The organism is Mesorhizobium dulcispinae, from assembly GCF_033977345.1.
Classification (GTDB): Bacteria; Pseudomonadota; Alphaproteobacteria; order Rhizobiales; family Rhizobiaceae; genus Mesorhizobium; species Mesorhizobium dulcispinae.
This window is the reverse complement of record NZ_JAVIIY010000003.1, coordinates 467583-491211: the sequence shown is the minus strand read 5'-3', so window position 1 is coordinate 491211 and position 23629 is coordinate 467583. Positions and strand designations below refer to the sequence as shown.

Genomic DNA, 23629 nt, shown 5'->3' with positions numbered 1-23629 from the left:
CAGCATCCCCAACAAGGGGTTCCCCGCGACGACCCCGTGAGGCGTCAGCCCAATGATCGCGTCCAAACTCTCTTCGTTCTGGAGGTGGACGCCATGCCGTCAACAACAGCAATCACGGTTCCTCAACTCTCTCGCCTCGTCGGCCTGCCCGACGCACCGGTTCTTGTCGACGTACGCATCGATGACGACTATCAAGCCGATCCGCGGCTGTTGCCGGCTTCGTACCGGCGCGATTTCAAAGCCGTTTCGAGCTGGGCGGCCGAATTCTCCGGGTCCAAGGTCGTCGTCATCTGCCAGAGAGGGCAGAAGCTCTCGCAGGGCGTGGCGGCATGGCTGCGCCATGAAGGCATTGCGGCCGAATCGCTTGAAGGCGGCTTCGAGGCCTGGGCCGAGGCCAAGGCGCCGGTGGTCAAAGCCAGCGCGGTCCCGCCCCGCGACGAGAGGGGCCGCACTGTGTGGGTCACCCGTTCCCGGCCGAAGGTCGATCGCATCGCCTGCCCCTGGCTGATCCGGCGCTTCGTCGATCCCAAGGCTGTGTTCCTGTTCGTCGACCCGGCCGAAGTGCCTCTGGTGGCCGAGCGCTTCGCCGCAGTCCCCTTCGACATCGAAGGCGTGTTCTGGAGTCATCGCGGCGATCGCTGCACCTTCGACACGATGATCGAGGAATTCGGCCTGCGCATCGAAGCGCTCGATCGTCTGGCGCTGATCGTGCGCGGAGCGGACACGGCGCGGCTCGACCTCGTGCCGCAGGCGGCCGGGTTCCTCGCCGCCTCGCTCGGCCTGTCGCGCATGTTCCGCGACGACCTCGAGCAGCTCGAAGCCGGAATGCTCCTCTACGACGCCTTCTTCCGCTGGTGCCGGGACGCCACTGACGAGACGCATAACTGGCCGGTCGGAGGCAAGGCGCAATGACCGTCCTTGCCAAGGACGGCACTGAGCGGCCGGCCGACGTGCCTGCCATGCCGACCTTCAGCGAAGCGACGCGGCTGTGGGCAAAGATCGGCCTGCTCTCCTTCGGCGGGCCGGCCGGGCAGATCGCTCTGATGCACAAGGAACTGGTCGAGGAGCGCCGCTGGATCGGCGAGGAGCGGTTCCTGCACGCGCTCAACTACTGCATGCTCCTGCCGGGTCCCGAGGCGCAGCAGCTTGCGGTCTATGTCGGCTGGCTGCTGCACCGGACGGCCGGCGGCCTCGTCGCCGGCACCCTGTTCGTGCTGCCCGGCGCGTTTGTCATGCTCGCCCTGAGCAGCTTCTACATGCTTTACAACGACGCGCCGGTCATCGAAGCGCTGTTCTTCGGCATCAAGGCCGCAGTGCTGGCGGTCGTCGTCGAGGCGGTGATCCGCATCGGCAGGCGAGCGCTGAAGAACCGGGTCATGGTGGCGATCGCGGTGGCGGCCTTCCTCGCCATCTATGTCGTCAAGCTGCCATTCCCGCTGATCGTGCTTGCGGCGGGCCTGATCGGCTGGATCGGCAGTCGCTTCGCGCCGAGCCTGTTTTCGGGCACGGCGCACGGCAAGGGCAGCGCCGCCGCTGACAGGAGCGGCGTGGTCGATCTGATGTTCGAGCGCGGCGAGCTCGGCCACACCGTTCCGACCAGATGGCATGCGGCCCGCACCGCAGCCATCTGGCTGCCGCTCTGGCTGGGGCCGGTGGCGCTGATTGCCGTGCTGGCAGGCCCGGCAAGCGTGTGGACGCAGATAGGCGGCTTCTTCAGCCTGATGGCGGTCGTCACCTTCGGCGGCGCCTATGCGGTTCTGGCCTATGTCGCGCAGGCGGCAGTGACCTCGTTCGGCTGGCTGGCGCCCGGCGAAATGGTCGACGGGCTAGGGCTTGCCGAAACGACGCCCGGGCCGCTGATCCTGGTGCTGCAATTCGTCGGCTTCGCCGCCGCCTACCGTCATGCCGGCGCGATCAGCCCGTTGCTTGCAGGATCGCTGGGAGCGGCGCTGACGCTCTGGGCTACCTTCGTGCCTTGCTTCTTCTGGATATTCCTCGGCGCGCCCTACATCGAGCAGCTGCGGCAGAACAAGGCATTGTCGGCGGCTCTCAGCGCGATCACGGCGGCGGTCGTCGGCGTGGTGATGAACCTTGCGCTGTGGTTCGCGCTGCATGTCGTCTTCGGCAAGGTCGCGAGTATCGGCTGGGGCGTGGAGGCCCCGGTCTTCTCGTCGCTCGACTGGCGCGCGGCGCTGCTGTCGGCGGCGGCGATGGTCGCCATGCTCAGGCTGAAAGCCGGCATGCTGCCGACGCTCGCGGCATCGGCGCTGGCGGGACTGGCCTTGCAAGCACTGTGAACTGTTTCAGGCCGCAGCCAAGCGTGATCGAGGGACTCTGTTTACAACTAACATGTTAGCATGATATTGCTGCCTGCAGATTGATGAATTGGAGACTTTGCAGGTGGCTTCGCGCTTTGGTCTGTCGGTTGCGCTCACAACGCCCTTTGATGCATCCGGGCGGATTGCTGTCCCGCTGATGACCGCGCATGCTCGGGCCTGCCTCGATGCCGGCTGCAGCAGCGTGACGCTGTTCGGCACGACCGGCGAAGGCGCCTCCGTCGGCACGGCGGAGCGGCCGGCGGTCATCGGCGCCATGCTTGCGGCGGGCATAGCTGCCGATCAGCTTGTCGCCGGCGTGCTTGTCGATGCGGCGGAAGACGCCGCGGAGCAGAGCCGGCAGGCCTTGCAGCGCGGCGCCCGCAACATCCTGCTGGCGCCGCCGAGCTACTTCAAGAATGTCGGCGACGACGGGCTGTTCGGCTGGTTTGCGGCCGTGTTCGCCGCGCTCGGTCCGCTCGCCCGCGGCGTGCTGCTCTACAATATCCCTTCGGTCACGACAGTGCGGCTGTCGCTCGACCTGATCGGCCGGCTGCGCAAGGCGTATCCGGGCGTGGTCGCCGGGGTGAAGGATTCGGGCGGCGACTGGGCCTATAGCGAAGCGCTGCTCAAGGCGCATGGCGACCTGATCATTCTGATCGGCGATGAACGGCATCTGGCGCCGGCGGTGCGGATCGGCGGCCAGGGCGCGATTTCCGGCATGGCGAATTTCGCCGCCGGCGAACTTCGCGCCATTGTGGAGAGCGGACGCGACGATTCCCGCGTGGAGTGCTTCGTTCTCGAACTGCTCAGGCACCCGGTCATTCCGGCGGTGAAGGCGATGGTGGCGCGCCAGACCGGCGACGAGCGCTGGCTGACGGTTCGGCCGCCGCTCGAGCCGGTCGCGCTGCCGGAGCGGCAGCAGCTTGGCGCCGCTTACAACCGGTTGTTCGCGACACAAGCGGCATGAGCGGCGGAGGACGCTGATCGGCATGGAAGACACGAGCGAACCGGCAACCCTGAGGGAAAAGGCCTATGCCAGCTTCACGCGGCATCTGCTGGCCCGTGACCTGAGGCCCGGCCAGTTCGTGTCGCAGCGCGAGCTGGTCGCCTTCACCGGCCTGCCGCTCGGCGCCATCCGCGAGATCGTACCGCGGCTCGAGGCGGAGGGGCTGCTGACCACTATACCGCAGCGCGGCATGCAGATCGCGCATATCGACATCAGCCTGATCCGCGAGGCCTTCCAGTTCCGCCTGTTCATGGAGCGCGAGGCGGTCGCGCTGTTTGCCGTCAACGCTTCCGACGCCGAGATTGCCCGGCTGCGGCGCGAACACGAGGACATGCTCGCGCAGGCGCTGGCGCAGACCCCGACGCCGGAAATGGAAGCCAAGGCGCAGAGCATCGATTGGGCCATGCATGACACATTCATCAGCGCGCTGGGCAACGAGATCATCGCCAAGGCCTATCTGGTCAATTCGGTGAAGATCAGGCTGATCCACCAGGAGCGGTTTCGCATCGACGGTCGCGTCGTGCCGGTCATGCGCGAGCATCTGGCGGTGATCGACGCGCTGGAGAAACGCGATCCGCAGAAGGCGGTCGAGGCTATCAGCCAGCACATCGACAATGCGCGCCGGCTGGCGCTCCAGATTTGAGGAAGACCGCGCCGCAATCGTCGCGGCGCAATCGACAACGACAGCAACCCGGGAGGAAGAAATGTCGTCCAATCCGTTCAATCCAACCAGGAGGCAATTGCTCCAGGGAACCGCTGCACTTGCCGCCGCAGGTTTCGCCGGTCTTCGTCCGAGTTTCGCCGCGGGCGTCGACTGGAAGCGCTTTGCCGGCACGACGCTCGACGTCAATCTGGTCAAGAGCCCGCGCAGCGACACCATCCTGAAGAACCTCGCCGAGTTCGAGGAGCTGACCGGCATCAAGGTCAATGCGGAGGCGACGCCCGAGCAGCAGCAGCGTCAGAAGACGGTGATCGAGCTCAGCTCCGGCAAGCCGAGCTTCGACGTGGTGCATCTGAGCTACCATGTGCAGAAGCGGCAGTTCGAGAAGGGCGGCTGGCTGGCCGACATTTCCGGCTACCTTGCCGATCCGGGCTTGACAGATCCGGGCCTGGTCGAAAGCGACTTCGCCGAGGCCGGCATGCAGTTCGCCAAGGACGGCCAGGGCGTGCTGCGCTCGCTGCCGTTCTCGGTCGACTATTGGATCCTCTACTGGAACAAGGAGCTGTTCGACGCCAAGGGGCTGAAATATCCCGAAAGTTTCGAGCAGCTGGTGGCGGCGGCCGAAGCGCTGACCGACCCGGCGAGCAACACGTTCGGTTTCGTCGCCCGCGGCCTCAAGAACGCCAACACGCCGGTGTGGACCTCGCTGATGCTCGGCTACGACATGACGCCGCTCGGCAGCGACGGCGAGCTGCGCACCACGTCGCCGGAGGCGATCGAAGCGGCCAGCCTTTATCAGCGGCTGATGACCAAGGCCGCGCCTCCGGGCGTCACCGGCTTCAACTGGGCCGAGGCGCAGTCCGCCTTCCTGCAGGGCAAGATCGGCATGTGGTTCGACGGCGTGGGCTTCGCGCCGCCCATGGAAAATCCAGAGAAATCGCGGGTGGTCGGCAAGGTCGGCTACGGCGTCATGCCAAAGGGACCGAAAGCGCATGCCTCGGGCACGTTCGGCGATGGCATCGGCGTGACGTCCGCCAGCACGAAGAAGGAAGCGGCCTATCTGTTCTGTCAGTGGGCGGTATCGCCTGCGATGGGCGCGCGGCTGCTGCAGGCCGGTGCCGGCGTGCCGTTCCGCAAATCGGTGCTGGAAGACCCCAAGGTGCGCGAGGGCGTCACCATGCCGCCGAGCTGGTTGGACGCCGTGGTTGGCTCCGGCAACATCAGCCGGCTGGCGCTGCCAGTCATCATCCCGGTCACCGAGTTCCGCGACATTTATGGCGTGGCGCTGACCAACATGATTGCCGGTGCCGACCCCGCCGACGAGCTGAAGAAGGCCACCGAGCAGTTCCAGCCGGTTCTCGACAGGAGCGAGCAAGGCTGATGTCCGCCATCGCCCCAGAACGCGCGGGGGTGACGACGCAAGCCATCGAAGAGAGCCAGCCGCTTCGGCTGGCTCCCAACTACTGGCCTTTCGTCATTCCGGCGCTCGTCGTCGTCGGCGCCGTGATCATCTTTCCCTGGGCCTTCACGCTGTGGATGAGCGTCAACAGCTGGACGCTCGGCCAGTCGCGAAGCTTTGCCGGGATGGAAAATTACCTGCGCCTGGCGAGCGATCCGCGCTTCTGGGAATCGCTCTGGCACACCTTGACCTACACGTTTCTATCGGTGGCCGCGCCGATGTTCTTCGGCACCGTCGCGGCGCTGATCTTCGACGCCAGGTTCCCATTGCGGGGCCTGCTGCGTGGGCTGTTCGTGATGCCGATGATGGCGACCCCGGTGGCCGTGGCGCTGGTTTGGACGATGATGTTCCATCCGCAGCTCGGCGTGCTCAACTATCTCTTGTCGCTGGCCGGCATTCCGGCGCAAGAGTGGATCTTCAACGCCAACACGGTCATTCCTTCGCTGGTCGCGGTCGAGACTTGGCAGTGGACGCCGCTGGTGATGCTGATCGTGCTGGGCGGCCTTGCATCCGTGCCGCGCGAACCGTTCGAGAGCGCCGAAATCGACGGCGCCAATGCCTGGCAGCAGTTTCGCTATCTCACCTTGCCGATGATCGCGCCGTTCCTGATGATCGCGGTGATCATCCGCACGATCGATGCGCTGAAGAGCTTCGACATCATCTACGCGATGACCCAGGGCGGCCCGGGGACGGCGTCGGAGACCATCAACATCTATCTCTACAACACCGCCTTCTCCTACTACGACATGGGTTATGGCTCGGCCATGGCCGTCGTGTTCTTCATCGTCATCGTGGCGCTGTCCTTCATCCTCCTGATGCTGCGCCAGCGAGCGCAATGGGCCGACGCGGAGGGCAAGTAGATGGGCTCGCGGCTGCTGAATAAGCTGGGATTGTTCTCCGCGGCGCTAGTGCTGGTCTCGCCGGCGATCCTGTTCTTCCTCTGGATGATCTCGCTGTCGCTGAAATTCGAGATCGACAACGGCGCCTACCCGCCGATCCTGATCCCCGAGCGCTTCGCCTGGTCGAACTACGCGAAAGTGTTCGAGGAGAACAATTTCCTGCTCTATCTCTGGAACTCGGTGCTGGTGACAGGTACTGCAACGATGCTTGCGCTGCTGATCGGCGTGCCTGCCGGCTACGGCATCGCCCGGCTCAAGGCGGAGCGTTCGGCGATCGTCATCATGATCGCACGCATGACGCCGGGGCTTTCCTATCTCATCCCGCTGTTTCTTTTGTTCCAGTGGCTGGGCATCCTCGGCACGCTCTGGCCGCAGATCATCATCCATCTGGTGGTGACGGTGCCGATCGTGGTCTGGGTGATGATCGGCTATTTCGAGACGACGCCGATGGAGCTGGAAGAGGCGGCCAATATCGACGGCGCTTCGTCCTGGCAGGTGTTCCGGCTGGTGGCGCTGCCGATCGCCAAGCCCGGTATCGTCGTTGCCTTCATCCTGTCGATCATCTTCTCGTGGAACAATTTCGTCTTCGGCGTGGTGCTCGCCAGCCGCGAGACGCGGACTTTGCCGGTCGCCGTCTACAATATGCTGTCCTACGAGCAGGTGAGCTGGGGGCCGCTGGCGGCCGCGGCGCTGGTGGTGACGCTGCCGGTGCTGGTGCTGACCATGTTCGCGCAACGGCAGATCGTCGCGGGACTGACCGCCGGTGCGGTCAAGGGCGGCTGAGCACGGCCCGAATAGACATCAGTCTTTGTGGAGGAACCCAATGGCATCGGTAACCATCAACAATGTGCAGAAGGCCTTCGGGAGCGCCAAGATCATCCACGACGTCAGCGTCGATATCGCCGATGGCGAGTTCGTCATCCTGGTCGGGCCGTCGGGCTGCGGAAAGTCGACCCTGCTGCGCATGATCGCGGGGCTCGAAACGATCTCGGCCGGCAAGATCGCCATTGGCGAGCGCACCGTGAACAACCTCAGGGCGCGCGACCGCAACATCGCGATGGTGTTCCAGAACTACGCGCTCTACCCGCATATGACGGTGGCCGACAATATGGGCTTCGCGCTCAGGATCAAGAAGGCCGATCCGGCCGACACCGCGAGCCGCGTGAAGCGGGCAGCAAGCATTCTCGGCCTCGAAAAGCTGCTCGACCGCTATCCGCGCCAGCTCTCGGGCGGCCAGCGCCAGCGCGTCGCCATGGGCCGCGCCATCGTGCGCGACCCGCAGGTCTTCCTGTTCGACGAGCCGCTCTCCAATCTCGACGCCAAATTGCGCGTCCAGATGCGCGGCGAGATCAAGGCGCTGCATCAGCGGCTCGGCACCACCACCATCTATGTCACGCATGACCAGATCGAGGCCATGACCATGGCCGACAAGATCGTCGTGCTGCATGACGGCCTGGTCGAGCAGATCGGCGCACCGCTCGATCTCTACGACCGCCCGGCCAATCTGTTCGTTGCCGGCTTCATCGGATCGCCCGCCATGAATTTCATCCACGGCCGCGTCGAGGAAGGCATCTTCCGCAGCGCCGGCGGGCTGACGCTGCCGCTGCCGGAAGGCATTCAACCGGCCGAAGCCGCGGGAAGGGAACTGGTCTACGGCATTCGTCCCGAACATATCCGGGCGAGCGGCCAGGGTCTCTCCGGCACCGTCACGCTTCTGGAGGCGACCGGTTCGGAAATCTTCGCCACTGTCGACTGCGGCGGGGAGGCGATCTCCTGCCTTTTCCGCGAGCGGCTTGCGCTGAAGCAAGGCGAGAGTGTGCCGCTCGAGATCGACCGCGCCTCGGCGCATCTGTTCGACGCCAAGACCGGCCGGCGTATCTGAGCGCCGCTGTCGGCGCTCACCATCAGCAGCGACGGCGCCTTCCTTTCGGACCGCCTTCAAGGCGAACGTGGCTCGACCCTGGGTAACCCGTTGAGCTCCTGGCGACAATCGATCACATCAGCGTGATCGAAACCAATGATCCTTTTGGGAATAAACCGCCGGTTCCGCTGGTCTTCCGGGCATGCGCCGCCAACGGCGTTGCAGGAGATCGACATGGCCTATCATGACAATACGAACGCCAGGCGGCAGCTTGCGGGCAAGAGCCGCCGCCAGCCCTTGGAGCGCATGGGCTGGAGCGGTGTGCTCCGGGCGTCGCCGTTCCGCCGCCGGCGCTGACCGTGCGACCCGCAACAAAAGAGATCCACGACAATGACGGCGGCATCCCGCATCTCGTCGCGACCAGCGATGCGCCGTTCGCTTGCGAGGCGCTTGACTCCGGTGACACCTATGCCTTCACCTCCACCAAAGCAGGCCACTTCGCCTGCGATCGCGATCTTCACCCGCGCGAGCAGGGACGGATCGGCGCCAACCGCTGAGGGTGGCCGCAAAGCCCAGGCGGAGGTGCCTGACGGTGGGACTGTGTTGAGCGAAAGAATGCTGGCCGCGCGTTTTGCCGAAGTGGTGCTGCCGCATCTCGGCGATGCGCTGTCGCTCGCCCGCTGGCTGACCGGCAACGCCGCCGACGCCGAGGATGTGGTGCAGGAGGCTTGCCTCAAGGCGCATGCCGGCATTGCCGGCTTTGCCGGCGGCAATGCGCGCGCCTGGCTGCTCACCATCGTGCGCAATGCCTCCTACACCTGGATGGCGCGCAACCGTCCGCGCGGCGTGGTCGCCGTCGGCGACCTCGCCGACCTGGACGACGTGTCGCCGCCGCCCGACAATGACGCCGACAGCCCGGAGGCGGCGCTGATCGCCAAGGCGAATTCGGCGGCGGTGGAAGCGGCGATCGCGAGGCTGCCAGAGGCGTTTCGCGAAACGCTGGTGCTGCGCGACATAAACGGGCTCAGCTATCGCGAGATCGCGGCGATGCTGGGCGTGCCGCAGGGCACGGTGATGTCGCGGCTGGCGCGGGCGCGCAGCCTGCTGATGACGGATATTGGAGGGCGCCACCATGAGCCCGCATGAAAATCGCCCGCATGATGACGGATTGCCGCAAGACCCGCAGGATATGAAGCTGATGATCCATGCCCTTGTCGATGGCGAGCTCGATGCCGCGGCGGCCCTTGCCGTCGAGCGACGCATCGCCGCCGATCCAGAACTTGCGGCCGAACATGCGCGCATCCTCGCGCTGCGCACGGCCGTCACCGGCGTGCCGCGGCCTGCCGTCAGCGACGATTTTCTGGCACGTATCGCGGCTATCGCCGATGCCAGAGTTCCCGAGGACGCCGCGGCTGAAATCGTGCGGGCGGAGTCGCGGTCGTCAGCACAGGCGCAACAACAACGGGGCAAGGTCATCGAGATGCGGCCGCGCGCTTCGGCACGCTGGTTCAACTCCTTCGACTGGCGCCAGATGGCGGCCTCGATCGTGCTGACGGCGTTTCTCGCCAGCGGCGCGACGCAGTGGCTGATGGTGGAGAATGCGCCCGACAGTTTCGCGGTCGCCGTCGCCAACGGCCATCGCCGCAGCCTGCTCGCGGCGACGCCGGTCGACATCGTCTCGTCCGACCGGCATACGGTGAAGCCGTGGCTCGATGGCCGGATCGGCGTGTCGCCGCCGGCGCCGGACATGGCCAAGGATGGCTACGCGCTGCTCGGCGGCCGCGTCGAGGTCATCGGCGACAGGCCGATGCCGGCGCTGGTCTACCGCCACCACGAGCATCTGATCACCCTGGTGGCGGCACCGCGGCAGGACGAAGCCAAATCGGTGCCGGTGGCGGACGATCTCTCGGCGGGCGGCTTCCTGCTGGTCCACTGGACCGACGGCGCCTTCTCCTACTGGGCGATTTCGGACGCCGAACGGCCCGCGCTCGACGATTTCGTCGCCCGCTTCCGGGCCGCCATCATCGCCAATCCGGCGGCTGGCAGCCCGGGTTAGGGAAACGAAACTTCTTTGTCGCCGCTATTTGAGGCCGATAACCCGTCTGGCGGAAAGGCAGATGCCTCTCCGTCCGAGATAGTCACGCCAAAGCACTCGCCCCATGCGCCGGCCCCTTGGCGCGCAAGTAGATTAAGTCAAGGTCGGCTTTGGTATGTTATAAACGCTGCGTTCTCGGGGCGGATACGAGGCGATGGATCAGGAAAGACTTCTAGCCGCAGTCCTCTTGGCTGATGTCGTGGGCAGCACACCGCTCTATGAGCGCATCGGCGACGATGCCGCTCTGCGGCAGGTCTCGGATTGCCTCGACGCGATACGCGAGATCGTCGCCCAGCACGGCGGTGACTTCATCTACTCGAAAGGCGATGACGTGCTCAGCCTGTTCGAGAGACCGGAGGCGGCGCTGAGGGCCGTCTGCCAAATCAACAGCCAGATGACGAGAGCGCCGTTGAGCGCCCGGATCGGATTGCATTTCGGGGCGGTCATTCGCGCGCGGGGCGCGGTATTCGGCGACGTTGTCAATGTCACCGCAAGGCTGTCCACCACGGCCAACCCGGGGGAGGTGCTGATCAGCCAGAGCTTCTTCGAAGCGCTTTCCGCGGGTAGCCGCGGTGCCTTGCGGCTCCTCGACAAAATGGCCTTCAAGGGAAAGCAGGAACTCTTCGATGTCTATACCCTGGGGAGCGACGATGTGGCCCTCGATACCCACGTCGCCAGCCGGGGCACCATCATCGAAAGGCGCTCCGCGCCGCCGCGGCAGATCAATCTGGTCATCCGCTATGGAGATCAGTTGGGATCCTGCCGAAACAACGAATTCGTGACGATCGGCCGATCTCCGGAATGCAATATCGTCGTCCAGCGGCCATGGGTCTCGAGGCACCACGCGACCTTCACCATTTCGAATGGCAAGGCCCGGCTTATCGAGCGAAGCTCGTCGGGCACGTTTGTGTCGATGGGACCCGGCCATGAAGTATTCGTGCGCCGCGAAGATATTGTCCTCTTCGGCTCCGGCGTCATCTCGCCTGGGCGGAGGTCATCCCTCGGCGACGCCCAGATCCTTCACTACGAGATTGTCTCTGGCTGACCCGGCCGGGCTCGTTAGCCGCGAACGACTTCAAGCGGCCGCACCGCTGGCGCTGCCGCTGCCGGAAGGTATCCAGTTCGCTGAGGCCGCAGGTCGGGAACTGTGACCGGCCCGGGCATCCTTGGCACTGTGATCGTGCTGGAGGCCACCACCCTGGTGGCGGCGCCGCGGCAGAACGAAGCCAAATCGGTGCCGGTGGAGGACGATCTGTCGGCCGGCGGCTTCCTGCCCAAATCCTCGCGCTGATCCGGAACATCCGTGAAGAACGCGGCCTGACTATGGTTCTGGTGACGCATGATCTCGGCGTGATCGGCGAGGTGTGCGATCGCATCATCGTAATGAAGGACGGCCAGATCGTCGAAGCAGGCACCAGGGAAGAAATCCTGATCCGGCCAAAGGCCGAATATACGCGTCGCTTGATCCAGTCCCAGCCGTCCCTTCTGCCCGACCGCGCAGATCTTTCCGTGCCGGACCAGAGCGAGATCATGGCGGTCAGGGACCTGTCGATCAAATTCACCGTCCCGAGAAGCCTGGCCGACGTGGTTCGTGGCAAGCCCGCCTATGTGGTTCGGGCGGTGGACAAGGTCACCTTCTCCTTGCGCCGGGGCGGATGCCTTGGCGTCGTGGGCGAATCCGGGTCCGGCAAAAGCACGCTGGCCCGGGCGCTGGTCGGCCTGCTGAAGCCGTCGTCAGGCTCCATTCATATCGCAGGGTTGGAGCGCGGAAAGGATCGCGGCCGCGTCGTGCAGATGGCTTTTCAGGACCCCTACTTATCCCTGAACCCCGCCTACACAATCAAGCAGACCCTTTCGGAGCCCTTCGTTGCTCACAGGCTTTGCGCTCTGTCCGAGGTTCCGGAGCGGCTGAAGCAGCTGATGCGCATGGTCGAACTGCCGGAAGAGCTGTTGCACCGCAAGACCAACCAGTTGTCCGGCGGCCAGCGCCAGCGTGTCGGCATCGCGCGTGCCCTTGCCATGTCGCCCGCCATCCTGATCGCCGATGAAGTGACATCGGCGCTCGACGTGTCGATCCAGGCGCAGATATTGGAACTTTTCAAGCGCCTCCAGAAAGAGCTGTGCCTCACGCTAATCCTGATTTCGCATGACCTCGCCGTCGTGAGGCACCTTTGCGAAGAGGCGGCGGTGATGCGCCATGGCAAGCTCGTCGAATATGGCCGCAGCGCCGACGTGCTCCGCAATCCGCAGACTGACTACACCCAGGCGCTGCTGAATGCCGTCCCGAAACTGATGAATGGCAACCATGACAATGAGAACCATGACGAAACCGCGCGGCCGTGACCTTGGCCTGCCCTTTCCCGGCAAGACCGGCCCCTATAATGCGATCACCGACGTGCCGGGTGTTCTGGTTGGCTTCACGACGCTGACCGACCCAGGCAAGAACATGCGCACCGGCGTGACGGCGATCATTCCACGCGCCGAACAAGACACGCCCAGACCCGTCTGGGCCGGCTTTCACAGTCTGAACGGCAACGGGGAGATGACCGGCGTTCACTGGGTCAATGATGCGGGGTATTTCGTCGGCCCGATCTGCATCACCAACACCCACGGCATAGGCGCGGCCCATACCGGAGCCACCGAGTGGATGATCCGCACCTACGCCAAGCACTTTCAGGGAGAACATGCCTGGGCGTTGCCCATTGTGGCGGAAACCTATGACGGCTGCCTGAACGACATCAACGCGATGTTCGTCAAACCCGAACATGTGGTCGCGGGATTGGATGCCGCGAAATCCGGCCCGGTCGCCGAAGGGTCGATCGGCGGCGGCAACGGCATGATCGCCTATGACTTCAAGGGCGGCACCGGCACCGCATCGCGTCAGATCAGCATCGGTGGCAAGACCTACACGGTCGGGGTGCTGGTGCAGGCAAACTACGGGGTTCGCCCGTGGTTTTCGGTTTTGGGCGTGCCTGTCGGTCGTGAAATGCCGGGCGGCCGCTCCCGGAAAAAGGAAACCGGCTCGATCATTGTCATCATCGCGACCGACGCGCCGCTTTCTGATGCGATTTTGCGGCAACTGGCCAAGCGCGCCTCCATCGGAATAGGACGCTCAGGTTCGCCGGGCGGCAACGCATCGGGCGACATCTTCCTTGCCTTCTCCGTGGCCGATGACATGCCGAACCCGCTCCATGCGGGCCCCGTGATCACACGCCATTCCCTGAACTGGGAGGAGCTTGATCCGCTTTATCAGGCTGCGGTCGAGGCCGTCGACGAGAGCGTGATCAACGCCATTGTTGCAGGCGAAGACGTGGCGATGTTCAAACCGAGGGGCGAGGTCTGCCCGGCGATCGACACGGCCAGGCTTATGTCGATCATGGCGACCTACGGGCGTCATTCAATGGAAAGCGCTGCGGGCGCGACTAACAGGCAAATTGTTGATGCCAGAGCTTAACGACATTTTCTGACTATCCAATGCCAAGGCTGTTGATGTCGGGCTCTTCCGTTTCCGTGAAACCATTAGCTTCCACGCGTCGCGGCGGGCGGGTTCCTGCTGGTCCACGGACCGACGGCGCGTTCTCCTACTGGGCGATCTCGGACGCCGAGCGCCCAGCACTCGACGATTTCGTCGCCCGCTTTCCGGGCGGGGATCATCGCCAATCCGGCGGCGGGCAGCCCCGGCCGAGCAACTCCAGGAAAATCGCCGAACCGCTTCGAGCCTCTATTCGACCATGAACCGCGAGCTGAAGGGAAGGCTTGCCGCCCCCACTGCCTTGGGCGAGCGCTCGATGTTGCCTGCGATCGCGGTTGTGCCCGGCATCGCCTGCTCCAGCTCCCGGCAGATTGCCTTGCACACCGCCTGCGGCGCGTAAGAAGAAAGGACGACCGAAGCCACCGGAACGAACGGCTTCAACGCTGCGATCGACGACTTCATCTGCTCCACCAGGTGGTGTTGCCACGCGGTCTCGGCATCGCCGAACGAAGGCCAATCCGCGCCTCGTTCCCAGAGATCGGAGGGCGAACTGCCTGTCTTCCTGATCTCCTCCTCCAGGCGCAGGATGCCGACGTCGAAGCTTACCGCCGCGGTGGTGTTGTAGATCTGGTGGTTGAGGATCAGGCGGCTGTGCAGGCGCGCGCCGAGATAGAAGAAGAGATAGTCCGAGAGATGCTTCGCGACGCCGAACATGCTCTCGCCGCCCGCGGCGGCGGTGATGTCGTTCTGGACGTAGACGGGGTAGCCGATTTCCCGCTCGACCTCCTCCTGCAGAGCGTCGAACCGTTCGCGGGCCGCCTTCGGCGTCAGCTCGAGCTCGGCCTGGTCGCCCGGCAAGGCAAGGCCGATGCCAGCGATGCGCGCGTGGAGGTGCGGCGGCAGATCGGCGATGGCCTTGGCGATGGCGCTCATGAATTGCGGATGGTTGGTGTCCTGCGCGGTCGCCGAGAACGGCAGCACCGTGTGCGAGCGGATCGAGCCGACGAAGTCGACGAGCACGACCTCGACCTGGCGGTGGCCGACGCTGATGCCGACGGAATAGGCGCCCTCCGGATTGAGCGAGAGCGGCACCGTTGGCGGTCCGACGCGGCCGCGCTGGGCCTCGCCCTTGGCGATCAGCCCTTCCTGCTCGAGCGAGCGGACGATGACGGAAACCGTCTGCGCCGACAGGCCGGTCCGCTCGCCGATCTCGAGCCGGGTGATGTCCTTGCTCTGAAGCAGCAGCGACAGCACGAGGCGCTCGTTGTAGCTGCGCACGCTGACGGCGTTGAGGCCGCTGGCGCGGTCCGCGATGCGGAGCGGATTGGGCGGCGCAAAGCGCATGTCAGGCATGGTGTGTCCTCTCGCAGCCGGTCGTGGGGGACACCCTTATGCCGCGGTCACTTCTCATCCGGCCACCCGATTGCTTCGACCTCGCGGGCCAGCGCGCTGCCCAGCAGCGCATGCGCCCGTCCGTTGATGTGGAACCCGTCCAGCGAGTCGCAGGTGACGACCGAACCCGCGTCGAAGAAATGCACCTCGAGCGAATCGGCGATGATCTCGAATTCGAGCGCCAGCTGCCGCGACTTCTCCGGTGCGCCGGCAAAGATCGACCGCCATTCCTTGATGTCGTCCAGCATGGGCGGCGGAGAGACGATCATGATCTCGGGCACGCTGCCGCGCGGGCCGGGCTTCAGCTCCTTGATGTCGTAGACAAGGCAGCCCATGGCCATCGCCACTTCCGAGGCAGGCTGGTTGAAGCGCGCCTTGAGGTCATTGGTGCCCAGCATGATGATGACGAGGTCGAGAACGGCATGGCTCTGCAGGCAGGGCCTCAGATAGGTGCGCCCGTTTTTGTGGGCTCCCTCGATCGGGTCGTCGCGCACCGTCGTGCGGCCGCTCAGGCCTTCCTCGATGACATGCCAGGCAGCACCCAGCTCCCTTGCCATGACGCCGGGCCAGCGCTCGGCCGGACCATAGCGATCCAGCGGCGTGCCGCCGGGTATCTGCCCATGCGTGTTGGAGTCGCCGTAGCACAAGATCGATCGCATGCTCCTCCCCCGATCCAGCCAAGGTTCTGATTTGCAGAGGTTATCGGACGAAGTTTGGTCGTCCGCCATGCCGCGACCCTGCCATCCGGGGGAAAGGTAGCGCAAGCCGCAAAGATAATCCATCACTCTGAATAATTATTGACAACCGTTCAGATCGATGGTTGAAGTGAGCCTGGGAGGAATGCCCCGAACCTTTTGCGCCGACTGGCTGCCATGACCCATGGCGGCAACGCTGGACCATGTCTCAGCGGCCGTGCGCGCGGGTTGAGCAATGAGCTGAAGCATTGCCGGGATCGCCCGGCAGGTGCGGTGTCTGGCCATGGGCCGGACACCGATGGGGAAGTCGTGACCCTGGCATCCAGGGTTCGTGGAGCTTGAGAAGGAGGATGGCTCAGTGAGACGGATAATCCAATCAATCGCAGCGGCGGTGATCGCAACCACAATGTTGTGCGCTCCCTCGTTTGCCGACGAGGTATCGCTGCTGGATGGCGTGACGGCCCGCGCGGGCGACAACCCGACGGTCGAAGCCGGGAAATTCAAGAAGGACGCGCCCTGGGTCATCGGCATGAGCCATTTCGGTGTCAACGCGAACACCTGGACCGTTCAGGTCGCGCATGAGGCCGAGGCGGCCGCCGCCAAGGACAAGCGCATCAGCAAATTCATCCTGCTCGATGCCGGCTTCGACCAGAAGAAGCAGGTCGCCGACATCGAGGATCTGATCGCCCAGAAGGTCGACGCCATCATTGTCCAGCCGGTCACATCCACCTCGGCGGACGCCAGCATCGCCAAGGCCGTCGCGGCCGGAATCCCGGTCATCGTGCACACCGGCCGGATCGAATCCGACGCCTTCACCACCGAGATCCAGGGCGGTGCCGAGCATTTCGGCAAGGTGATGGGCGACTTCCTGGTCAAGGACCTTGGCGGCAAGGGCAACATCTGGGTGCTGCGCGGGCTCGCCGGCCATCCGGAGGACACCAACCGGTATAACGGCCTGCTGCAGGCGCTGAAGGGAACCGACGTCAAGATCATCGCCGAGGAGCATGGCGACTGGCAGTACGACAAGGCCAAGAAGCTCTGCGAGACGCTTTACCTGAACAACCCCGAGATCGACGGCATCTGGTCTTCCGGAGCCGACATGACGCGTGCTTGCGTCGACGTTTTCAAGCAGTTCGGCGCCAAGATCCCGCCGATCACCGGCGAAGGCAACAACGGCTTCTTCGGCCAATGGATCGCCGACGGCTTCAAGTCGATCTCGGCCGAATACAGCCCGGCCCAGGGCGCTGCCGGCATCCGCGCGGCCGTCGCCCTGCTCGAAGGCAAGGAGTTGAAGAAGCACTACGACTACAATCCGCCCGGCTGGGACCTGGAAAAGGTCAAGAAATACTATCGCGATGATCTCTCGGCCAATGTCTGGTGGCCGTCGGATCTGCCGGAAGACAAGCTCAAGGAGTTCTACGCGAAGAAATAAGGGTGGCGCCATCGTGACGCGGGCGGCGGCGACCGTTGCCCGCGTCACGGAAATCTCCTTGATGCAGCGGTGATTGTTTCGTGAAAACCCTCGTCGAAATGTCCGATATCCGCAAGGCGTTCGCCGGCACGGCGGCGCTGAAAGGTGTCTCGATCACGCTCCAATCCGGCTCCGTCCATGCATTGATGGGCGAGAACGGCGCCGGCAAATCGACGCTGATGAAGATCCTCGCGGGCGTCCATCAGCCGGACAGCGGCTCTATCCAGCGCGAGGGGCGCCAGGTCGTCTTCCACAAGCCGAAGGATGCGCTGGAAGCCGGCATCTCGACCGTGTTCCAGGAATTGTCGCTGCTGCCCAACCTGACGATTGCCGAGAACATGTTTCTCGGCCGCGAGCCGGTCACGGCCTTTGGCGGCGTCGACCACCGGCGCATGCGGCGCGAGGCCGGCAAGGCGCTTGCCGAGCTCGGCCTCGCGCTCGATCCGGGCACGCTGGTCTCGAGGCTCAGCATCGCCGAACGGCAATTCGTCGAGATCGCGCACGGCATCATGACCGAGGCCAGCGTGTTTATCCTCGACGAGCCGACGGCGGCGCTTAACGCCGCCGATGTCGAGGTGCTGAACCGCCACATCCGCAGGCTGAAGGATGAGGGCAAGGCGGTGGTCTACATTTCCCACCGCATGGACGAGATCTTCGCCATTTGCGACACCGTAACCGTCCTCAAGGATGGCGAACTCGTCAGCACCAGGCCGGTCGCCGCGATGACGCCGGCGTCGCTGATCGCGATGATGGTCGGCCGCGAGCTTGCCGACCTCTTCCCGCAACGCGGCGATGCTCCGGGACCCGTGGTGCTCGCGGTCGAGGATTTCCGCATCACCGAGCGCTCCAGGCCGTTCTCGCTGTCGCTCAGCCGCGGCGAAATCGTGGCGCTGGCCGGCCTGGAAGGGCAGGGCCAGCAGCGCTTCCTGCGGTCGCTGGTCGGACAATACCATCCTTTCGCCGGCCATGCGACGATCAAGGGCAAGCCGTTGCCGCTTCCCGTGCCGCCCGGCGGCGGCGTGCGCCGGCTGCAGGCGATGGGCGTCGGCTTCGTGCCGGAGGATCGCAAGGAGGACGGGCTGTTCCTCGGGCTCTCGGTTGCGCACAACATCGCCGCCGCGCTTCATTCGAAACGGCCGGAACTGGCACTGGCCGCCGGCTATCAGCGCCTGATTGCCGAGACGATGTCGAGCCTTGCCGTGAAGGCCGGCAGCCCGAACGCCGCCGTCGGCACGCTCTCCGGCGGCAATCAGCAGAAGGTGCTGCTCGGCCGCTACCTCTGCGCCGACATTGACATCCTGCTCGTCGAGGAGCCGACGCGCGGCGTCGACATCGGCGCAAAATCCGAGATCTACCGCCTGCTGCGCGACTTTGCGGGCAAAGGCGGCGCGGTGCTGGTGCTGTCGCGCGAGACGGTCGAGCTGATCGGCCTCTGCGACCGCATATGCGTCGTCCACAACGATACGATCGTGAAGGAAATGCCGGCGGCCGACGCCACCGAGCACAACATCCTCGACGCCGCTCTCAGCGCCAACGGGGAGGCCCACGGGGCGAGAGGTGAGCACCGATGACAGCCTTGAGCAGACGCCTGACAGGCGCGAGAGGATCGCGGCAGGGCATGTGGATGCTGCCCTTGCTGATCGCGCTGGCGATCGCGCTCTGGCTGAGTTTTGAGACCGCGCAGTTCCTTAACGGGGAGAACCTGCTCAATCTGGTGCCGCAGGCCATGCCGCTGATCATCACAGCGGTCGGCCAGATGTTCGTCATCCTGCTCGGCGGGCTCGACCTTTCCGTCGGGTCGATGATCAGCTTCACGACGGCGGTGCTTGCGCTTGGCGGACCCGGCTGGGTGCTGATCCCGGCCGTGTTCGTGCTGGCGGCCTTGGTGGGCTTCACCAACGGCTTCATCATCACGCGCTTCAACGTGCATCCGATCATCGCGACGCTGTCGATGCAGTACATATTGCTCGGCATCACGCGGGTGCTGCGGCCGGTTTCGGGCGGCACCGTGCCGGATGTCGTCATCAGCATCGTGGCCGGTTCCTTCCTCGGAGTGCCCATGCCGGTATTCTGGGGGATCTTCACCCTCGCGGTCGCCTGGAAGCTGCTCTACGGCTCCCGCTTCGGGCTGCACCTTTTCGCGATCGGCGGCGGCGTGTCGTCTGGCGTCGAGGATGCGGCGCATAATTTCGGCATCGCCGACCGGCGCAACATCGTCCTGGCCTATGTGATTTGCGCCTGCTTCGCGGCGCTTGCCGGCGTCTTCCTCGCCGGGCGCATCGTCTCGGGCGACCCGAATGTCGGGCTGCTGTTCGAGCTCGACGCCATCACCGCCGTCGCCATCGGCGGCAGCCAGCTTTCGGGCGGCATCGGCAGCCTGCATGGCACGGTCATCGGCGCACTCGTCATGGCGCTGCTCGCCAACGGCATGAACCTGACGAACGTGTCGCCCTTCATCCAGACCACCGTCAAAGGAGCGATCCTGCTTCTGGTGGTCGCCCTGCAATCGCGCAAGAAGATGGGGTTGTAAGTGGCTGCCGCGCTCGCCAATCCCGTCATGCGCCGTTTCCTGCGCATCCCGCCGGCCTACTACGTCTTTGCCGTGTTGCTCCTGGTTCTGTGGATCGCGCGGCCGAACATGCTCAATCCCAACGTCATGGGCATATTCGTGCGCCAAATGGTGCCGCTCGGCATATTGGTGCTCGGCCAGCTTCTGGTGATGCGGGTGCGAAGCATCGACCTGTCGGGCGGCGGCGTCATCCTGCTCATCAACTATACGATCTCTTCCGGCGTCTTTCCCGGCGCCTCGATGACCTTCTTCATTGTCCTGGCGCTGGCCATCGGCCTCGCCGTTGGGCTCTTCAACGGCCTGATGGTCGGCGTCAGGCGCGCCTCGGCCGTCATCGTCACGCTTGCGGTCGGGATCGTGCTCGTCGGGATCGTCCAATATCTGTCCAGCGGCAAGCCGCCCGGCGACGTGCCCGGCATGTTCGCCGACATCTACAACACCAAGCTCGGCTCGCTGCCGACGCCGGTGATCTTCTGGGTCGCGGTCTCGGCGGGGATGTCGCTGTTTCTGTCGCGCACGGTCTTCGGCCGCTACGTGACCTCGGTCGGCGAGAGCGTCCAGGCGGCGCATTTCTCCGGTGTGCCGGTCGCCCGCACCGTGGTGCTTGCGCATACGCTGGCGGGCCTGTTCGCGGGTGTCGCGGCGCTGGTCCAGACGGCCTCGATTGCCGTCGGCAGCGTCAGGGTGGGTCTCGACCTGCCGATCCTTGCGGTCGCAGCCACCATCCTCGGCGGCGTTGTCTTCGGCCGCGGGGAAGGCGGCGTCTGGGGTCCCTTCTTCGGGGTCCTCTCATTCGCGCTGCTGTTCGTGGTGATGACCACCTTCGGCGTCGACGAGCCCGGCAAGCTCATCGCGCAGGGGCTCATCATCCTGCTCGCGGCGATCCTCTACGGGATCAGGAACAGGTCGACGTGACCGCATTTTCGGGGCGCGCGGCGGGAACGGCCAATGATCAATCGCATACGGGAAAACGGATTGGAGACATGACCAAAAGATCGATTTTGTGTTTTGGAGACTCGCTGACCTGGGGCTGGATTCCGGTCATGGAGGGATCGCCGACGCATCGCTACGCCTATCAGGACCGCTGGCCTGGCGCGATGGCCTCGCATCTTGGCGACGGCTATCACGTGATCGAGGAAGGCTTGAGCGCGCGCACCACCAGCCTCGACGATCCCAACGATCCGCGCCTCAACGGCAGCGCCTATCTGCCCTCGGCCATCGCCAGCCACCTGCCGCTCGATCTCGTCATCGTCATGCTCGGCACCAACGACACCAAGTCGTTCTTCCGCCGCACGCCCTATGAGATCGCCAACGGCATGGCCAAGCTCGTCGGCCAGATCCTCACCAGCGCCGGCGGCGTCGGCACGCCCTATCCGGCCCCGCAGGCGCTGGTGGTCGCGCCGCCGCCGCTGACCCCGATGCCGCATCCCTTCTTCCAGGGCATGTTCGCCGGCGGCCATGAAAAGACGGCCGCGCTCGCGGCCGAGTATCGCGCCATGGCCGACTTCATGAAGGTCGATTTCCTCAATGCCGGCGATTTCATCACCACCGACGGCTGCGACGGCATCCACTTCACCGCTCAGAACAATCGCGACCTCGGCAAGGCCATTGCAGCCAAGGTCGAGGAGATCTTCGCGGGCCAGCCCGATCGCAAGGTCGCCTGAGGATAACAGCCCATTGCCGCGTATCGGCCCCTCCAGACCGATGCGCCGAGTGCGGGACCGGCGCGGCACCGTCGGCCCGCATTTTTTCAACAGCTTGCCGAATGGTGACCCGACAGGAATCGAACCTGTGAGCTCGACGACCGCCGCAGTCACCTAATGGTTATGCGACTGCTGGAACCCGGCAACATCGTACTGCGATACGCTCTTCGGATTCTTCGAGTTCTGCGGCTGCTCGCCTGCATAGTGCGTTCCCGCATTCCCATCGGGGTTGAAGGCCGAGCCGGGAGCAGAGGCGGCGTGGCCAGGGGTGGCATTTCCTGTCTCAGGGGTGCCAATGGTTTGGTTGGGCTGGCCCTTCGTGCCTGTTACGTTATGGACGTTGGTGGCCAGGGCGATGCCAGTGGAACCTATGAGCAGCGAAGCTCCGAGCATCGTCGAAGTGAGGAGAAGTTTCATGGTTGTTCTCCCAACAGCGTTTTGATTTTGGGGCGCTCGGGTCTTTTGAGCACCCGGCGAACTAAGGGTAAAACGCTCTTCGGGCCATCGCTCATCCCGAGCATCGCGAAGCTGTGATCGACCCAGCTGCAGCACAACGGGGAGGCGGATCGCGCCAACCATTTGAAAAGAGTGGTGATCCCGACAGGAATCGAACCTGTGACCTACAGATTAGGAATCTGCCGCTCTATCCTACTGAGCTACGGGACCACGCGGCCCGACACATAAACGCTTCGGGCCGGTTCGCCAAGAGGCGTCGCTGGCGTGCCGGGCAGCACTTTGCTCCGTGGCGCCGGCCGAGTGGGCGGCGAGGTGAATTCGCCGCCGCACCGTGGAGGCTGCTCAGGCGGCCAGCGCCGTCTCGGCCAGCCGCACCCAGTAGCTCATGCCGTGCGGGATGACCTCGTCGTTGAAATCGTAGGCCGGATGGTGGAGGCCGGCCGAGTCGCCGTTGCCGATGAAGATGAAGGCGCCGGGGCGCGCTTCCAGCATGTAGGAAAAATCCTCGCCGCCCATCACCGGCTGGATGGCGCGGTGGACATGCGCGTCGCCGGCGACGTCGGCGGCGACATCGCTGGCAAAGACCGTCTCTTCCGCGTGGTTGAAGGTGACGGGATAGTTGGCATCGTAGTCGACCTCGATCGTCGCACCGAAAGCCGACGCCAGGCCGGCGCAGATGGCGCGGATGCGCTCTTCCGCCTTCCTGGCCACTTCCTTCTTCAGCGTGCGCACCGTGCCGGCGATCTCGGCTTTCTCGGGAATGACGTTGTAGGCATCGCCGGCATGGAATTTGGTCACCGACACCACGACGGCCTCGACCGGATCGGTGCTGCGCGAGGCAATGGTCTGCAAAGCGCTCACCAGCTGGCTGGTGATGACGATCGGGTCGATCGTGCCGTGCGGCATTGCCGCATGGCCGCCGTGCCCCTTGACGGTGATAGTGAATTCGGCGGTCGCCGCCATGATCGGACCGGGCTTGATGGCAAACTCGCCGACGGGAAGGCCGGGCATGTTGTGCATGCCGAACACCTTCGAGATGCCGAAGCGCTCCATCATGCCGTCCTTGACCATCTCGTTGCCGCCGCCGCCGCCTTCCTCGGCCGGCTGGAAGATCACCGCCACGGAGCCGGCGAAATTGCGCGTCTCGGCGAGATACTTCGCTGCGCCGAGCAGCATGGCGGTGTGGCCGTCATGGCCGCAGGCGTGCATTTTGCCGGCAACGGTCGACGCATAGGGCTTGCCGGTGATCTCGTTGATCGGCAGCGCGTCCATGTCGGCGCGCAGCCCGATGGTCGGACCTTCGCCCTTGCGGCCGCGGATGATGCCGACGACGCCGGTCTTGCCGAGCCCTGTCGCAACCTCGTCGCAGCCGAAAGCCTTCAGCTTGTCGGTGACGAAAGCGGCGGTCTGGAACACGTCGAAATTCAGTTCCGGCGTCTGGTGCAGATGGCGCCGCCAGCCGGCGACTTCTTCCTGCATTTGCGCGGCACGGTTGAGAATTGGCATAATTGGTCCATTTCTTTGTTGGGGCAGGCGGTTCAGGGCCGCTGCCCGGCAATTGCGATTGTCTGG

At 64.7% G+C, this 23629-nt stretch carries 25 protein-coding genes and 1 tRNA gene; 21 read left to right on the top strand and 5 right to left on the bottom strand.

Annotated features, from left to right (window positions below; all coding sequences use genetic code 11):
- Positions 1-93: 93 nt before the first annotated feature.
- The 16 genes from RFN30_RS10300 (at position 94) to RFN30_RS10225 (ending at position 13753) form a co-directional block, all read left to right on the top strand.
- Complete coding sequence (locus RFN30_RS10300) at positions 94-912, top strand: chromate resistance protein ChrB domain-containing protein (RefSeq protein ID WP_320261967.1); 819 nt, start codon at positions 94-96, stop codon at positions 910-912.
- Complete coding sequence (gene chrA, locus RFN30_RS10295; RefSeq protein WP_320261966.1) at positions 909-2297, top strand: chromate efflux transporter; 1389 nt, start codon at positions 909-911, stop codon at positions 2295-2297. The genes RFN30_RS10300 and chrA overlap by 4 nt, the downstream gene beginning before the upstream one ends.
- A gap of 103 nt (positions 2298-2400) precedes the next feature.
- Entirely contained in the window at positions 2401-3285 is an 885-nt protein-coding gene (locus tag RFN30_RS10290; RefSeq protein ID WP_320261965.1) for a dihydrodipicolinate synthase family protein, read from the top strand.
- A gap of 22 nt (positions 3286-3307) precedes the next feature.
- The gene (locus RFN30_RS10285; RefSeq protein ID WP_320261964.1) at positions 3308-3967 is read left to right on the top strand and encodes a GntR family transcriptional regulator; all 660 of its coding nucleotides are present in this window, start codon (positions 3308-3310) and stop codon (positions 3965-3967) included.
- 61 nt (positions 3968-4028) lie between these two features.
- The gene (locus tag RFN30_RS10280) at positions 4029-5366 is read left to right on the top strand and encodes an ABC transporter substrate-binding protein (RefSeq protein WP_320261963.1); all 1338 of its coding nucleotides are present in this window, start codon (positions 4029-4031) and stop codon (positions 5364-5366) included.
- On the top strand, positions 5366-6304 hold the full coding sequence (locus RFN30_RS10275; RefSeq protein ID WP_320261962.1) for a carbohydrate ABC transporter permease: 939 nt from the start codon (positions 5366-5368) through the stop codon (positions 6302-6304). Before RFN30_RS10280 ends, RFN30_RS10275 begins: the two co-directional genes overlap by 1 nt.
- Positions 6305-7126: a carbohydrate ABC transporter permease gene (locus tag RFN30_RS10270; protein WP_320261961.1), complete on the top strand. Its 822-nt coding sequence runs from the start codon at positions 6305-6307 to the stop codon at positions 7124-7126.
- Positions 7127-7166: 40 nt separating this feature from the next.
- A complete protein-coding gene (locus RFN30_RS10265; protein WP_320261960.1) occupies positions 7167-8225 on the top strand; it encodes an ABC transporter ATP-binding protein in 1059 nt (352 codons plus the stop codon).
- 213 nt (positions 8226-8438) lie between these two features.
- A complete protein-coding gene (locus RFN30_RS10260; RefSeq protein WP_320261959.1) occupies positions 8439-8561 on the top strand; it encodes a hypothetical protein in 123 nt (40 codons plus the stop codon).
- A gap of 2 nt (positions 8562-8563) precedes the next feature.
- Entirely contained in the window at positions 8564-8761 is a 198-nt protein-coding gene (locus tag RFN30_RS10255; RefSeq protein WP_320261958.1) for a cupredoxin domain-containing protein, read from the top strand.
- Between the two features lie 58 nt (positions 8762-8819).
- Positions 8820-9350, top strand: a complete 531-nt coding sequence (locus tag RFN30_RS10250) for a sigma-70 family RNA polymerase sigma factor (RefSeq protein WP_320261957.1) — start codon at positions 8820-8822, stop codon at positions 9348-9350.
- A complete protein-coding gene (locus RFN30_RS10245) occupies positions 9337-10260 on the top strand; it encodes an anti-sigma factor family protein (protein WP_320261956.1) in 924 nt (307 codons plus the stop codon). The genes RFN30_RS10250 and RFN30_RS10245 overlap by 14 nt, the downstream gene beginning before the upstream one ends.
- Before the next feature lie 193 nt (positions 10261-10453).
- Positions 10454-11344 carry an adenylate/guanylate cyclase domain-containing protein gene (locus tag RFN30_RS10240; RefSeq protein WP_320261955.1) on the top strand — a complete coding sequence of 297 codons (891 nt, stop codon included), beginning with the start codon at positions 10454-10456 and terminating at the stop codon, positions 11342-11344.
- 102 nt (positions 11345-11446) lie between these two features.
- Positions 11447-11590: a hypothetical protein gene (locus tag RFN30_RS10235; protein ID WP_320261954.1), complete on the top strand. Its 144-nt coding sequence runs from the start codon at positions 11447-11449 to the stop codon at positions 11588-11590.
- Between the two features lie 32 nt (positions 11591-11622).
- On the top strand, positions 11623-12642 hold the full coding sequence (locus RFN30_RS10230; protein ID WP_320261953.1) for an ABC transporter ATP-binding protein: 1020 nt from the start codon (positions 11623-11625) through the stop codon (positions 12640-12642).
- The gene (locus RFN30_RS10225; RefSeq protein ID WP_320261952.1) at positions 12596-13753 is read left to right on the top strand and encodes a DmpA family aminopeptidase; all 1158 of its coding nucleotides are present in this window, start codon (positions 12596-12598) and stop codon (positions 13751-13753) included. The genes RFN30_RS10230 and RFN30_RS10225 overlap by 47 nt, the downstream gene beginning before the upstream one ends.
- Before the next feature lie 267 nt (positions 13754-14020).
- Here the strand turns inward: RFN30_RS10225 and RFN30_RS10220 are convergent, their stop codons facing one another.
- Positions 14021-15124: an ROK family transcriptional regulator gene (locus tag RFN30_RS10220; RefSeq protein ID WP_320261951.1), complete on the bottom strand. Its 1104-nt coding sequence runs from the start codon at positions 15122-15124 to the stop codon at positions 14021-14023.
- A 47-nt stretch (positions 15125-15171) separates the two neighbouring features.
- Complete coding sequence (locus RFN30_RS10215; RefSeq protein WP_320261950.1) at positions 15172-15822, bottom strand: SGNH/GDSL hydrolase family protein; 651 nt, start codon at positions 15820-15822, stop codon at positions 15172-15174.
- Between the two features lie 442 nt (positions 15823-16264).
- On the opposite strand from RFN30_RS10215, the gene RFN30_RS10210 reads away from it, so the two are divergent.
- From RFN30_RS10210 to RFN30_RS10190, 5 genes are all read left to right on the top strand, one after another.
- The gene (locus RFN30_RS10210) at positions 16265-17290 is read left to right on the top strand and encodes an ABC transporter substrate-binding protein (RefSeq protein WP_320262083.1); all 1026 of its coding nucleotides are present in this window, start codon (positions 16265-16267) and stop codon (positions 17288-17290) included.
- Between the two features lie 80 nt (positions 17291-17370).
- Positions 17371-18900, top strand: a complete 1530-nt coding sequence (locus RFN30_RS10205) for a sugar ABC transporter ATP-binding protein (RefSeq protein ID WP_320261949.1) — start codon at positions 17371-17373, stop codon at positions 18898-18900.
- Positions 18897-19859 carry an ABC transporter permease gene (locus RFN30_RS10200; RefSeq protein WP_320261948.1) on the top strand — a complete coding sequence of 321 codons (963 nt, stop codon included), beginning with the start codon at positions 18897-18899 and terminating at the stop codon, positions 19857-19859. Before RFN30_RS10205 ends, RFN30_RS10200 begins: the two co-directional genes overlap by 4 nt.
- A gap of 27 nt (positions 19860-19886) precedes the next feature.
- Complete coding sequence (locus RFN30_RS10195) at positions 19887-20813, top strand: ABC transporter permease (RefSeq protein WP_320262082.1); 927 nt, start codon at positions 19887-19889, stop codon at positions 20811-20813.
- A gap of 68 nt (positions 20814-20881) precedes the next feature.
- A complete protein-coding gene (locus tag RFN30_RS10190; RefSeq protein ID WP_320261947.1) occupies positions 20882-21562 on the top strand; it encodes an SGNH/GDSL hydrolase family protein in 681 nt (226 codons plus the stop codon).
- A gap of 153 nt (positions 21563-21715) precedes the next feature.
- On the opposite strand, the gene RFN30_RS10185 is transcribed toward RFN30_RS10190, so the two are convergent.
- The 3 genes from RFN30_RS10185 to RFN30_RS10175 all read right to left on the bottom strand — a co-directional run bounded on the left by RFN30_RS10185 (position 21716) and on the right by RFN30_RS10175 (position 23563).
- The gene (locus RFN30_RS10185) at positions 21716-22018 is read right to left on the bottom strand and encodes an adenylate cyclase (protein WP_320261946.1); all 303 of its coding nucleotides are present in this window, start codon (positions 22016-22018) and stop codon (positions 21716-21718) included.
- Positions 22019-22190: 172 nt separating this feature from the next.
- Positions 22191-22267 (bottom strand) — tRNA-Arg (locus RFN30_RS10180).
- A gap of 132 nt (positions 22268-22399) precedes the next feature.
- On the bottom strand, positions 22400-23563 hold the full coding sequence (locus RFN30_RS10175) for a M20 aminoacylase family protein (RefSeq protein ID WP_320261945.1): 1164 nt from the start codon (positions 23561-23563) through the stop codon (positions 22400-22402).
- Between the last annotated feature and the right edge of the window lie 66 nt (positions 23564-23629).

Bases quoted from the DNA above. Each gene is read 5' to 3' on its own strand.
- RFN30_RS10300 (WP_320261967.1), top strand. From the start codon at position 94: ATGCCGTCAACAACAGCAATCACGGTTCCTCAACTCTCTCGCCTCGTC.
- chrA (WP_320261966.1), top strand. From the start codon at position 909: ATGACCGTCCTTGCCAAGGACGGCACTGAGCGGCCGGCCGACGTGCCT.
- RFN30_RS10285 (WP_320261964.1), top strand. From the start codon at position 3,308: ATGGAAGACACGAGCGAACCGGCAACCCTGAGGGAAAAGGCCTATGCC.
- RFN30_RS10280 (WP_320261963.1), top strand. From the start codon at position 4,029: ATGTCGTCCAATCCGTTCAATCCAACCAGGAGGCAATTGCTCCAGGGA.
- RFN30_RS10275 (WP_320261962.1), top strand. From the start codon at position 5,366: ATGTCCGCCATCGCCCCAGAACGCGCGGGGGTGACGACGCAAGCCATC.
- RFN30_RS10270 (WP_320261961.1), top strand. From the start codon at position 6,305: ATGGGCTCGCGGCTGCTGAATAAGCTGGGATTGTTCTCCGCGGCGCTA.
- RFN30_RS10265 (WP_320261960.1), top strand. From the start codon at position 7,167: ATGGCATCGGTAACCATCAACAATGTGCAGAAGGCCTTCGGGAGCGCC.
- RFN30_RS10260 (WP_320261959.1), top strand. From the start codon at position 8,439: ATGGCCTATCATGACAATACGAACGCCAGGCGGCAGCTTGCGGGCAAG.
- RFN30_RS10250 (WP_320261957.1), top strand. From the start codon at position 8,820: ATGCTGGCCGCGCGTTTTGCCGAAGTGGTGCTGCCGCATCTCGGCGAT.
- RFN30_RS10245 (WP_320261956.1), top strand. From the start codon at position 9,337: ATGAGCCCGCATGAAAATCGCCCGCATGATGACGGATTGCCGCAAGAC.
- RFN30_RS10240 (WP_320261955.1), top strand. From the start codon at position 10,454: ATGGATCAGGAAAGACTTCTAGCCGCAGTCCTCTTGGCTGATGTCGTG.
- RFN30_RS10230 (WP_320261953.1), top strand. From the start codon at position 11,623: ATGGTTCTGGTGACGCATGATCTCGGCGTGATCGGCGAGGTGTGCGAT.
- RFN30_RS10225 (WP_320261952.1), top strand. From the start codon at position 12,596: ATGGCAACCATGACAATGAGAACCATGACGAAACCGCGCGGCCGTGAC.
- RFN30_RS10220 (WP_320261951.1), bottom strand. From the start codon at position 15,124: ATGCCTGACATGCGCTTTGCGCCGCCCAATCCGCTCCGCATCGCGGAC.
- RFN30_RS10215 (WP_320261950.1), bottom strand. From the start codon at position 15,822: ATGCGATCGATCTTGTGCTACGGCGACTCCAACACGCATGGGCAGATA.
- RFN30_RS10210 (WP_320262083.1), top strand. From the start codon at position 16,265: ATGTTGTGCGCTCCCTCGTTTGCCGACGAGGTATCGCTGCTGGATGGC.
- RFN30_RS10200 (WP_320261948.1), top strand. From the start codon at position 18,897: ATGACAGCCTTGAGCAGACGCCTGACAGGCGCGAGAGGATCGCGGCAG.
- RFN30_RS10195 (WP_320262082.1), top strand. From the start codon at position 19,887: ATGCGCCGTTTCCTGCGCATCCCGCCGGCCTACTACGTCTTTGCCGTG.
- RFN30_RS10190 (WP_320261947.1), top strand. From the start codon at position 20,882: ATGACCAAAAGATCGATTTTGTGTTTTGGAGACTCGCTGACCTGGGGC.
- RFN30_RS10185 (WP_320261946.1), bottom strand. From the start codon at position 22,018: ATGAAACTTCTCCTCACTTCGACGATGCTCGGAGCTTCGCTGCTCATA.
- RFN30_RS10175 (WP_320261945.1), bottom strand. From the start codon at position 23,563: ATGCCAATTCTCAACCGTGCCGCGCAAATGCAGGAAGAAGTCGCCGGC.